The 10,999-nt window shown below is 69.1% G+C and carries 11 protein-coding genes; all 11 read right to left on the reverse strand.

The window, feature by feature from the left end:
* Positions 1-2 precede the first annotated feature (2 nt).
* Genes gspD through gspE form a run of 11 tightly spaced genes read right to left on the reverse strand, consistent with a single transcriptional unit; the run spans position 3 to position 10,844 of the window.
* Complete coding sequence (gspD, locus tag DX03_RS16800) at positions 3-2,219, reverse strand: type II secretion system secretin GspD (protein WP_038690549.1); 2,217 nt, start codon at positions 2,217-2,219, stop codon at positions 3-5.
* A gap of 9 nt (positions 2,220-2,228) precedes the next feature.
* Complete coding sequence (locus DX03_RS16805) at positions 2,229-3,020, reverse strand: hypothetical protein (RefSeq protein WP_038690550.1); 792 nt, start codon at positions 3,018-3,020, stop codon at positions 2,229-2,231.
* The gene (gene gspM / locus DX03_RS16810) at positions 3,010-3,831 is read right to left on the reverse strand and encodes a type II secretion system protein GspM (RefSeq protein WP_081797263.1); all 822 of its coding nucleotides are present in this window, start codon (positions 3,829-3,831) and stop codon (positions 3,010-3,012) included. Before gspM ends, DX03_RS16805 begins: the two co-directional genes overlap by 11 nt.
* On the reverse strand, positions 3,806-4,972 hold the full coding sequence (locus DX03_RS16815; RefSeq protein ID WP_038690552.1) for a PilN domain-containing protein: 1,167 nt from the start codon (positions 4,970-4,972) through the stop codon (positions 3,806-3,808). The genes gspM and DX03_RS16815 overlap by 26 nt, the downstream gene beginning before the upstream one ends.
* A complete protein-coding gene (locus DX03_RS16820) occupies positions 4,969-5,832 on the reverse strand; it encodes a type II secretion system minor pseudopilin (RefSeq protein WP_038690554.1) in 864 nt (287 codons plus the stop codon). Before DX03_RS16820 ends, DX03_RS16815 begins: the two co-directional genes overlap by 4 nt.
* Positions 5,829-6,461, reverse strand: coding sequence for a type II secretion system protein J (locus DX03_RS16825; protein WP_038690556.1), 633 nt, complete (start codon positions 6,459-6,461; stop codon positions 5,829-5,831). The genes DX03_RS16820 and DX03_RS16825 overlap by 4 nt, the downstream gene beginning before the upstream one ends.
* Entirely contained in the window at positions 6,458-6,874 is a 417-nt protein-coding gene (gene xpsI / locus DX03_RS16830) for a type II secretion system protein XpsI (RefSeq protein WP_038690558.1), read from the reverse strand. The genes DX03_RS16825 and xpsI overlap by 4 nt, the downstream gene beginning before the upstream one ends.
* Complete coding sequence (gene xpsH, locus DX03_RS16835) at positions 6,871-7,347, reverse strand: type II secretion system protein XpsH (protein WP_137191088.1); 477 nt, start codon at positions 7,345-7,347, stop codon at positions 6,871-6,873. Before xpsH ends, xpsI begins: the two co-directional genes overlap by 4 nt.
* Positions 7,348-7,383: 36 nt before the next feature.
* The gene (gene gspG / locus DX03_RS16840) at positions 7,384-7,812 is read right to left on the reverse strand and encodes a type II secretion system major pseudopilin GspG (protein ID WP_038690559.1); all 429 of its coding nucleotides are present in this window, start codon (positions 7,810-7,812) and stop codon (positions 7,384-7,386) included.
* Between the two features lie 46 nt (positions 7,813-7,858).
* The gene (gene xpsF, locus DX03_RS16845) at positions 7,859-9,079 is read right to left on the reverse strand and encodes a type II secretion system protein XpsF (protein WP_038690561.1); all 1,221 of its coding nucleotides are present in this window, start codon (positions 9,077-9,079) and stop codon (positions 7,859-7,861) included.
* Positions 9,080-9,116: 37 nt separating this feature from the next.
* Complete coding sequence (gene gspE, locus DX03_RS16850; protein WP_038690563.1) at positions 9,117-10,844, reverse strand: type II secretion system ATPase GspE; 1,728 nt, start codon at positions 10,842-10,844, stop codon at positions 9,117-9,119.
* Positions 10,845-10,999 lie beyond the last annotated feature (155 nt).

The following is a 10,999-nucleotide window of genomic DNA, read 5'->3' on the forward strand; positions in this document are numbered from 1 at the left end:
GCTCAGTTCTTCGGCTTCTGGTGGTTCGGGAACGGCTCCATGGCACGGAAGCGGTTGCTGTACTCGTCGGTGAGGTTGCGCGATTCCTGCGCGTTGCGGACGATCGTCGGGGTCAGCAGCACGATCACTTCCGAACGACCGGTGTTCTGGGTCTTCCTGCCGAACAGGGCGCCCAGCACCGGGATCTTGCTCAGACCCGGAACGCCGTTGGAGCCATCTTCGTCGGAGTTGGTGATCAACCCGGCCAGCATGATGGTGTCCCCGCTCTGCACGGCCGCTTCGGTGGAAATCTTGCGCGTGTTGATCGGCGGGTTGCAGGTGGTCTTGGTTGGATCGCAGCCGGCCGGAATGGCACCGGCCGAGCTGACTTCCTGCACGATGTCCAGGAACACCACGCCATCGCGGGTAATGCGCGGGCGCACCTTGAGGATCACGCCGGTGTCCAGGTACTGCACCTGGCTGTAGGTGTTGTCGCCGCCGGTGCCGGTGTTGACCGACACCGAGTTGATCGGGATCTGGGTGCCCACGTTGAGCGTGGCTTCGGCGTTGTTGCGCACGAACAGCGACGGGGTCTGCAGCAGGCGCAGGTTGCTGACCTTGTCCAGCGCCGTCACCACCGCCGCCGCGTTCTTGCCGAGGAAGGTCCAGCCCACCCCGCCATCGCCGACCGCGCCGGAAATGCTGCCCCAGATCGAACGCCCCAGCGCGCTGGGCAGGTCGATGCCGCTTTCGGTCTTGCCGGTGGCCACGGCCTGCTCGAAGAACCAGTTCACGCCGTAGCTGAGGTCGCCGGTCAGCGACACTTCGGCCACCTGCGCTTCGATGTGGACCTGCATCGGCATCACGTCGAGCTTTTCAATCACCTCGCGGATCGACCGCCAGGCTTGCGGGGTGGAGCGCACCAGCAGCGTGTTGGTTTCTTCCACCGCCGAGATGCCCACGGTGTCGCCCTGCACTTCCAGGCTGAAACTGGCGTTGCCGCTCTGCCGCTGCGGCAGGCTCAGGGTGCCCTCGCCCAGCCCGCCGCGGCCACTGCCGCTGCCGGACCCGGTGTTGAGCGAGATGCTGTTGTTAGCGTTGTCGCGGCCGCCCAGGTCCATCTGGGTGGCGCCCGGTGCCAGTGAACCGCTGCTGCCGCGCCCACCGCGGCTGTTCTCGTTGGCGAAGGCTTCGGCGAGGCGCTCGGCCAGGTCCTTGGCCTTGACGTAACGCAGCTCGTAGGAGAACAACCGTGCGCTGCCACCGGCGGTGTCGATGCGCTCCAGCCACTGTTGGATCTGATCGAGATACCGCGCCTGCGGGGTGATCACCAGCACGGCATTGGCGTTCTCCAGCGGCAGGAAGCGGAACATGCCGGCGCTGGGCGTCTTGCTTTCCTCACCGAACACTTTCTCCAGGTCGGCGGCGACCTGTTCGGCCTTGCCGGTCTGGATCGGGAACACGCCCACCGACATGCCCGACAACCAGTCGACGTCGAAGATCTCCACCGTGCGCAGGTAGTTTTCCAGTTCGCTGCGGGTGCCGCCCAGGGTAATGACGTTGCGACCGCTGTCGACGTTGACGATGGCATTGGGGCGCGCGTACGGCTCCAGCACCTTCTTCATTTCGGTGGCCGAGATGTACTGCAGCGGGATCACCCGCACCTCGAAGCCGCGCGCGTTGGCCGCCGGAGCGGTGCTCGGTGCGACGGTGCCGGCCAGTGCCTGGTCGGCGGCGACGATGTTGTAGCGGCCACCGCTGTAGACCATGCGCGCGTTGTTCCAGCCCAGCACCATCTCCAGCAGGTTCAGCGCCTGCGCCGACGACACCGGCTTGGGCGTGGCCAGGGTGACGGTGCCCTGCACGCCGGGGGCGATGACGTAGTTCTGGCCGAGCATGTCGCCCAGGATCGCCTTGACCACCGCGTGCACCGATTCCCCTTCGAAGTTGAAGGTGGCCGTGCCATTGCCGGCCTGCCCCAGCGACGGTGCCGCGGCAGCCGCCGCGCTGCGGTTGATCATGGTGCCGGTGCCGCGGCGGATCACCGGCTGCGGTGCACCGGTGGCTTCCAGCGGTTCGGCATTCACGCCGTCGCGGGAACCATCCCCGGCGACCACCTGGTGGCTGTCGAGCACGGCGTTGCGGCGCACTTCCGGTGCAGGCACCGTGGCGCAGCCGACCAGCACGCTGGCGAGCAGGGACAGGGAGAAGAGACGCGGTGAAAAAAGGCGCAGTGTCATGCTGTCACTCTAAGGGTTCTGGCCGGAGCCGCCCGCGGGCGGTCGCTGCGATTGTTGTTGTTGCTGCAGTTGCTGGCGGCGCGCCTGGATGCGCGCACGGATGGCCTGCATCTGTGCATCACTGGGGCCTTGGGCCGGGGTAGTGGGCGCGGCGGGTGCCGGCGGTGCCGGTGCCGACGGGGCGGCCACCTGCACCGGCCGCACGGGCTGGCCGGGCGGCGGCGGCGGCGGCGGCGGCGGCAACGGCATCACCCCGGCGCCGGCCGGCGGCACCGCGCCATTGACCGGGTTGCCCAGCACGGTCGGCGGCTCGCCGCCCTGCCCGTTGAACACGGTCAGTTCCAGCACCTGGGTGCCGCCAGGGCCACTGACCGTGGCGCTGCGCGGTTCCAGTGCCAGCAGCTGCCAGCCGTTGACCGGGTCGCCGTTGAGGCGCAGGCGCAGCGACTGCTTCTGGTCGGTGGTGAGGATGGCCATGCTGAATTCGGACGTGAGCAGCACCCCGGTCAGGCTGACCGCACTGGACGCACCCGGTTCGCTGCCACCGAGCAGGTACGGACGCGGCCGGCGGTCTTCGGCGAACAACGGGCGCGCACCGATCTGGGCGTAGGCTTCGGCCGACCCGATGCGCTCCGGCGCGGCCGCCGGCAGCACCGGCAGCGGCGACGCGGTGCGGTCGCCCTCGGCGGCCACCGGGAGGTGGCTGCCCAGCCCGAACAGGCTGGCGATCCAGATCGCGGCGGCCCATGCCACTACGGTGGCCAGCCACCAGCTGCGCAGGGAGGTGAGCTCAATCTTCATGGCCGGTCTCCGCAGCATCGGCAGCCGCATCGTCGGCACTGGTCGCAGTTGCGGCTGCATCCACGCCGGCCTGCGCTGCATACGCGGCTGCGTTGGCGTTGGCGTCTGTCTGGGCGTTGGCGGCGGCCTGGGCATCGGCCGGCACGGGTCCGGCCGGGGTCAGGCCGCTGCTATCGGCCGGCATCGCGGCACCGGCCGACGCCGGCGCGACCGGATCCGAGGCGCCCCCGGGCTGGAGATAGCCCACCAGTTCGAAGGACACGTCCAACCCGGTGCCGGTTTCATTCGGCGATTGCTGGAAGCGCTGTGCGAGCAGGTTGAGGTTGTTGACGAAAAGGCGCGGGCTGCCAGTTTCCAGGATGTACAGCACGGCGGCCATTTCCGGTATGCCGCAGCGCAGCCGCACCTGCAGCGCTACCTTGGGGAACACGGCATCGGCGCTGGTGTCCTGCAGTGGCGAGCGGTTGCTGATGGTGCAGCTGCGGTTGCCGGGGCTGGCCGATGCCACGGCGTCCTGCAGGCGAGAGGACAACGCTGCGGCGGCCGATTCGGCAGTGGCCTCACGCAGGAAACCGGGCCGGCCCGCCAGGGCGGCCTGTGCCTGCTGCAGCCCCCGCGCGACGGCGCCGCGCTGCTGCAGCTGCGCCTGCACGCGCTGATCGCGCTCCTGCAGGTCGCTGATGTCGGTATTGATGGCCAGCAGTGGCCGGGTGAACCACGGGTGCACCAGCACCAGGTAGGCCAGCGCGATCACCGCCAGCAGCAACGCCAGCGCCAGCCAGCGGTCACGGCGTGTGGTCGGCATTGCCATCGGCACCCTCCGCGGCAGGTGCAGCGGCGGGCGCTGCAGGGGTGGCACCGGGCAACGGCTGAAGTTCGGCGGTCAGCGTGAAGCGGTCGCGGCCGGCCGCGCCACCATCGGCCTGCAGCACGCCGGTCAGGTTGACCTTGCGCCACAGCGGCGAGTCCTGCAGCAGCGGCACCAGTTGCGACGCCTCGCGGCTCAGCCCGATCAACTGCAGCGAATCGCCTTCCACCGACAGCTTTTCCAGGTAGGTGCCATCGGGCAGCAACCGGGTCAGTTCATTCCACAACTCCACGGTGCTGGCATGGGCCATGCGTTTCTGTTCGAGGAAGGCCGCGCCTTCGACCAGTGTCTGCAGGTGCTGGCGCTCGGCGGCCACCTGACGCGCATCGCGTGCGGCCGCGTTGACCTGCTCGGCCAGCGCATCGGCCGCGGCCTGGCGGTTGTCCAGGATCTGCTGGCCAGCCAAGGCCAGCAGCACCAGCGCCGCCAGCCCCATCAGCAGGTTCCAGCGACGCATCGGATCGCGCTGGGCCTGCCGCTGGTCCAGCGGCAGCAGGTTCACCCCCAGCGGCTGGCCCTCGACATCGGCAATATCCACGCCGGCCAAGCCCTGCGCCCACGGCCCCACCTGCTGCGCCCACTGCTCCAGCGCCTGGCGTGGCATCACCACCAGTTCCACCTGCAGCTGGCCGTCATCCAGCGCGCCCAATTCGCGCACGTCGAAGCTGACCTGCGCCGGTTCAAACGGGGTCTGGCGGTCGATCTCGAACCCCACCACGTCGCGCAGGCGGCTGGCGGCCGCGGCCGGCAGGCGCAGCGGGCGGCGCAGTGCGGCCGCGGCCGGCAGCAGCCAATGCCGCGGCAGCGTGCGCAGGCGCGCATCCAGGCGCTGCTCCAGCGCGGCCGGGGTCTGTGGCCAGGGCAGTTCCAGCACCCGTTCGGTATGCAGGCCGCCATCGCGCAGCACGTGCAGTTGATCGCCCTGCTGCTGCAACAACAGCCGCGAGCGCGACCAGCCGAGCGCCCACTGCCAACGCTCGGGCAGCCACGCCAGCAACGAACGCCGCCACCAGCGCAGGCCATTGACCACGCCCGGCGCCATCTGCCCCTGTGCCCGCACCAGAGTGTCCCGCCATGCCGTCATCGTGCTGCCATTCCCTGTTCCCAACGAAGGACTGTGTAAGTGGTTCCCGGCGTGCCGGCGGTCCCCGTCCGCACCACGCCCCGCAGAACCGATACCTTGCCGCGTTCATCCGTTGCGCGGCTCTCGATACTATAGGTGCCGCTGCCACTGGCAAGCGCCGCACCGCCCACTTTCGCATCTTCACCGGCCTGGGCCCGTTCGCGTTCGGCAAGCAGCCGCGGAGCATCCAGCCCGAGTGCGGTCAACACCGGACCGGCCGCGAAACGCGGATCCGGACGCGACTGCCGACTGTACAGGGTCAGCATCGGCTCCAGCTGTTCATACAGCGTGGCATCCATGCCGAGCACGCGCTGCAGTTCGCCGAGTGTCTCGAAGCGGTTGTTGCGCGGGCCATACGGCAGGCCGGCGGCGACATATTCAGGCAATTCGGCGCCGCCGCCGGGCTGCTTGAGACTGTCGGCATCGCGCCAGTCGACGATCGCGCCAGCCAGCGGGCCGGCACGTTCGGGCGCCACGCCCATCGCCGCGAGGAACGCGCGCAGCAACGTGGCGTCGGCCAGGTTCAGGTTGATCTTGCCGTTCTCGTCGACGATCCGCAGGTCGATCCGGCGCTGGTCGAATTCCCAGCGATAGCGGCGGCCATCGGCCACCCACGGTGGTCGGGTCGCACTGGGCTGCAGCCGGTACAACGCGTACTCCAGCCCCGCACGTGCGTGCTCCTGGCCGATGGCGTCGTCGTTGATGACACGCTGCTGCATGTGTTCGATGCGGGCGCTCAGCGCGAACGCGCCGACCACCGCGGTAAGCAGCGCGATCAGCCACAGCACCAGCACCAGCGCGGCGCCGCGCGCGCGCCTCATGGGCGCGCTCCGCGGGACTGCTGTGCCAAGGCCACCACCATGGGCGGCCATGCCGGGCCCTGGCGTGGGGTGACGCTGATGGATACCAGGCTGGGCAGGCGGCGGGTGTCGTCCCAGCGGTCCTGCCACTCACCCAGTTGACCGTTACGCGGGTCGATGCCGCGGTAGCGGAAGGTCACTGCGCGCAGCGCATCGGCCAGTGCCTCGGGCGGGCGCGGCGGTGTCTCCTCGATGCGCTCGCCGTTCTGCACCAGGGTCAGCGCCAGGTCCAGGCGCTGCGCGTCGCCGCTGCCACGCACCTGTAGTTCGTGTACATACGGGCCGCCGCGGCCGAGGTAGCCGGGCAGATCGGACACGAACAGCATGTGCTGCGGCTCGCCCAGGAAGTACACCGGTTCGCGGGTGGGGTCCGGTGGCGTGGTGGCGGTCAGCATGGCCATCGACAGGCGCCGCCGCAGGAAACCTTCCACCGCCCGCATGCGCTCGTTGTGCGCGGCCATCTGTTCGCCGCGCTGGCTGATGGCCAGCGCCGAACGCACGGTGGCAAACGCCAGGGCCAGCCCACCGACCAGCAACGCGGTGGCCAGCAGCACTTCGATCAGGGTGAAGCCGCGCGCCGCACGGCTCATCGCGGCGTCCCCGGGTCGGCGGGCAGCAGGCGCAGGCTGCGCCATTGCATGCGGTCGGCGTCGGTATCACCCCAGGACACCTGCAGGGTCAGCTGCGCCAGGCGCGGACCGGCCACGGTGTCGGCCACCGGCAACGCATCGGTGCGCGGCTCCTGGTACGGCGCAACCTGCAATGTCCAGCGGTAGCGGCCGTCTTCCCATTCGCCACTGCGCTCGCCGTCCTGCAGCGGCTCGACCACGCCGGTGACGGCCAGCAGCGATTGCGCATGCAGCACCGCACGGCTGCGCAGGTCGGCCTGCTTGATCTGCCGCGAGGCCCCGGACAGGCTGCCCAGCAACAACGTCAGCGCCAGTGCCAGCACCGCGAAGGCCACGATCACCTCAAGCAGCGAGTAGCCGCGCTGGTGTTTCATGGGCCCTCCCGCCGTGGGCCCGAGCGTACGTCGCCGGTGATCCAGCCCACGTCGATGTGCCAGACCGCGTCGCGCACCTGCAGGTCGATGCTGCCGCCGCTGGAGGCGCCATCGGGGTAGAACGCGATGGCGCCCTGGCCGGCAGCCGTGGCCACTTCGCGTGCGCCGCGGAAGCGCACCTCCAGGCTGGGCGGCACCGTGCCGTGGCGACCGTTGGCGGCCTGCCAGGTGCGTGCCTGCGGGTCGATCAGGAAGCGCTGCCGCTCACCGGTGGCGATGGCCTGGGTGCGGGTGTAGCGCAGCTGGCTGGCCAGTTCCTTGCCGGCATTGCGCAGCCGCATGCCGTCGATGCCGCCGTTCATCGCCGTGGCGGTGACCGCCCCGATGATGGCGATCAGCGCCACCACCAGCAGCATTTCCAGCAACGACAGCCCGGCCACCCGGCGCGGGGAACGCGGCGGGCGGCGGGGCATGGGCAGGCGTGGCAGGGCGATGACCAGCAAGCGGACTTACTCGTACTTGATGTCGGCGTCGTAGCTGCTGCCACCCACCTTGCCATCCTTGCCCAGGCTGATCAGGTCGAACGGCTGGCCTTCGCCGGGTGCGCGGTATTCCAGCGGGTGGCCCCACGGGTCGTTGAGTTCGGCCGGCTTGGCATACGGGCCCAGCCAGCCGCTGGTGCCGCCGGGCTGGGTAACCAGGTCATCAAGCTTGGCCGGCAGCTTGCCGGTATCCAGCTGGTAGTTTTCCACCTTGCCGGCCACGGTCTGGACCTGCGATTTGGCGATGTTGGCCTTGCCGCGGTCGGCACCGCCCAGCACGCGGCTGCCCACCAGCGTCAGCACCGCGCCGATCAGCACGATCACGATGATGATTTCCAACAGGCTCATGCCGGCCTGGCGGCGCGGCGAGGTGAAGCGGATCAGGCGGCGTTGCATGCGGCAGGCTCCTTGCAGGGTTCAGGGGAATGCGAAAGCGCCATCGTCAGCCGATGGCATTGGTCAGGTCATACAGCGGCACCAGCACGGCGACGATTACCAGCCCGACCACCGATGCCAGCACCAGGGTGATCACCGGCACCATCGCCGACAACAGGCGGTCGATGGCGCGTGCGCTTTCCTGCTCGAAGGTGTCGGCGGTCTTGAGCAGCATGGTGTCCAGCGCGCCGGATTCCTCGCCCACCTGGATCATCTGCAGGGCCAGGCGGGGGAAGCGCTTGCCGCGCGCCAGCGACACCGACAGGCCGTTGCCGTTCTTGACGTCGTCGCTGGCCGCATCGACGTCGGCGGCCAGCGCGCGGTTGCCCAGCACGTTGCGCGCGATGCCCAGCCCGGCCAGCAACGGCACGCCATTGCGCAGCAGGGTGCCCAGAGTGCGCGCCAGCCGCGCGGTTTCCAGTTTGGCCAGCAGCGGGCCGATGCCTTTGCGCTGCAGCAGCCAGCCGTCCATCGCCAGGCGGAACGCCGGCTGGCGCAGCTTGCGTTCGATCACCAGCAACGCCAGCGCCGGCACCACGATCATCGCCAGCCAGCCATCGCGCACCACCAGCCCGGCGGCCAGCACCCACTGGGTGAACCACGGCAGGGCCACGTCCAGGCTTTCGTACATGAGCGCGAACTGCGGCACCACGTAGCCCAGCAGGAACAGCAGCGCGCCGCCGACCACCGCCAGCAGGATCGCCGGGTAGATCAACGCGTTGATCACCCTGCCCTTGAGTTCGGCGCTGCGCTCGAGGTACTCCGACAGGCGTTGCAGGGTGTCGTGCAGGCTGCCGCCGGCTTCACCGGCACGCACCATGTTGATGTACAGCCGCGAAAACAGCCCGTGCTGGCGTTCCAGCGCGGTGGACAGCGGCGCGCCGCCGCGCACCACGTCGCGGATGTCGGTGATGGCGCGACGGCTGCGCTCGTCTTCAGGCAGGTCCAGCAGGATGGTGAGCGCGCGATCCAACGGCTGCCCGGCCCCCAGCAGGGTGGCCAGCTGCTGGGTGAACTGCACCAGCGCGGCGCCGTCGAAGGGTTTGCGTCGCAGCAGTGCGGCCCACGAGGTGGGCGTGGCCACGCCTTCGCTGGCCAGGCGCGCTTCCATCGGCAAGTGGCCCTGGTCCTGCAGGCGGGTGACCACGTCGGCCTCGCTGGCGGCCTCCATCTGCCCGTCGAACAGTTCGCCGTGCGCGTTGAGCGCCTTGTAGCGGTACAGCGCCATGCTCAGCGGCCCGCCGGCCAGGGACGATGCATGCGCATCAGGATTCCTCGGTCACGCGCAGGATTTCCTCCAGCGTGGTGTGGCCCTGCAATGCCTTGGCCAGCCCGTCCTCGTACATCGTGCGCATGCCGGCCGCGCGGGCGATCTGCTCGATCTCGCCCATGCCGGCGCGACGCATCACCGCGCGGCGCAGCTCGTCGTTCATGACCAGGAATTCCATGATGGTGGTCCGGCCCAGGTAGCCAGTGGGCGCGATCGCCGAGGGCTGCGCGCGGTACAGGAAAATATCGCCCTGCGGCTGCAGGCGACGCAGGCCGAACTTCTCGATCTCCTCCGGCGAGGCCAGGTAACGCTGCGCGTGTTCGGGCTCCAGCCGGCGCACCAGGCGCTGGGCCAGGATGCCGTTGATGGTGGAGGTAAGCAGGTAATCTTCCACGCCCATGTCGAGCAGGCGGGTGATGCCGCCGGCGGCGTTGTTGGTGTGCAGCGTGGACAGCACCAGGTGGCCGGTGAGCGCGGACTGGATGGCGATGCGCGCCGTTTCCAGATCGCGCATTTCGCCGATCATGATGATGTCCGGATCCTGGCGCACGATGCTGCGCAGTGCGTGGGCGAAGTCGAGCCCGATCTGCGGCTTGGCCTGGATCTGGTTGATGCCTTCGATCTGGTACTCCACCGGGTCTTCCACGGTGATGATCTTGACGTCGGCGGTGTTGAGCTGGCTGAGCGCGGTGTACAGCGTCGTGGTTTTGCCCGAGCCGGTCGGGCCGGTGACCAGCAGGATGCCGTGCGGCTGCTCGAGTACCTTGCGGAACTGCGGCAGGAACGCATCGGTGAAGCCGAGCCGGTGGAAATCGAAGACGACGGTATCGCGATCGAGCAGGCGCATCACCACGCTCTCGCCGTGCGCGGTGGGCACGGTGCTCACGCGCAGGTCCAGTTCCTTGCCCTGCACGCGCAGCATGATGCGACCGTCCTGCGGCAGGCGGCGTTCGGCGATGTTGAGCCGGGCCATGATCTTGACGCGGCTGATCACCGCGGCGGTGAGGTTGGCCGGCGGGCTTTCGCCCTCGATCAGCACGCCGTCGACGCGGTAACGCACCTTGAGGCGGTTTTCGAACGGTTCGATGTGGATGTCCGAGGCGCGCAGCTCGAAGGCGCGCTGGATCACCAGGTTGACCAAGCGGATCACCGGGGCCTCGGAGGCGAGGTCACGCAGGTGTTCGATGTCGTCGACCGCGCTGCCTTCGCCATCGGCGGTTTCGACGATCGCCCCCATCGCGCTGCGACCCTGGCCGTACCAGCGCTCGATCAGGTCATCGATTTCCGAGCGCAACCCGACATGCAGCCGCACCGGTACGCCCATCGCCAGGCGCACGGCGTCGGCGGCATAAGGGTCCTGCGGGTCGCTGAGCCATAGATCCAGCACGCCATCGTGCAGGGCCAGCGGACAGACATGGAACTGCTTGAGGAAGCGCAACGACAGCGGCAGTGCATCGAGCAGCGATTCGGGGGCCACTTCGGGCACGGCACGCGCGTCGAGCAGGGCCAGCCCCAGCACCTCGGCGCTGGCCTGGGCGTGGTCGCGTTCGGACACCAGGCCCAGCCGCACCAGCAACTGCAGCAGGCTGCCGCCGGATTCGCGGTGCAGCGGACGTGCCCGCGCCAGGTCGCCTTCCTTCAGGCGCCCGTTGCGCAGCAACGCTTCGACGATGCGGGTTTCCGCAGTGGTTTCTGCAGTGGGATCGTGGGCAACCGCGTTCACGAAGCTCTCCTGGCGACCGCATGACTTTAGCAGTTCGGCGGGTCGCTTTACGTGCCGGTGCGATGTGAAATCGACACAGCCCGCAGGACCGCCGTATGCCCGGGTAAATGGCGACAGGCATGACCAGGGAAAGACAACGCATCCACACGGGGGTA

Source organism: Stenotrophomonas rhizophila, from assembly GCF_000661955.1.
Lineage (GTDB): Bacteria > Pseudomonadota > Gammaproteobacteria > Xanthomonadales > Xanthomonadaceae > Stenotrophomonas > Stenotrophomonas rhizophila.

Coding starts and splice junctions, on each gene's coding strand:
- DX03_RS16815 (WP_038690552.1), bottom strand. CDS start 4,972: ATGACGGCATGGCGGGACACTCTGGTGCGGGCACAGGGGCAGATGGCG.
- gspD (WP_038690549.1), bottom strand. CDS start 2,219: ATGACACTGCGCCTTTTTTCACCGCGTCTCTTCTCCCTGTCCCTGCTC.
- gspM (WP_081797263.1), bottom strand. CDS start 3,831: ATGGCAATGCCGACCACACGCCGTGACCGCTGGCTGGCGCTGGCGTTG.
- DX03_RS16825 (WP_038690556.1), bottom strand. CDS start 6,461: ATGAGCCGTGCGGCGCGCGGCTTCACCCTGATCGAAGTGCTGCTGGCC.
- DX03_RS16805 (WP_038690550.1), bottom strand. CDS start 3,020: ATGAAGATTGAGCTCACCTCCCTGCGCAGCTGGTGGCTGGCCACCGTA.
- xpsI (WP_038690558.1), bottom strand. CDS start 6,874: ATGAAACACCAGCGCGGCTACTCGCTGCTTGAGGTGATCGTGGCCTTC.
- gspG (WP_038690559.1), bottom strand. CDS start 7,812: ATGCAACGCCGCCTGATCCGCTTCACCTCGCCGCGCCGCCAGGCCGGC.
- xpsH (WP_137191088.1), bottom strand. CDS start 7,347: ATGCCCCGCCGCCCGCCGCGTTCCCCGCGCCGGGTGGCCGGGCTGTCG.
- DX03_RS16820 (WP_038690554.1), bottom strand. CDS start 5,832: ATGAGGCGCGCGCGCGGCGCCGCGCTGGTGCTGGTGCTGTGGCTGATC.
- xpsF (WP_038690561.1), bottom strand. CDS start 9,079: ATGGCGCTGTACCGCTACAAGGCGCTCAACGCGCACGGCGAACTGTTC.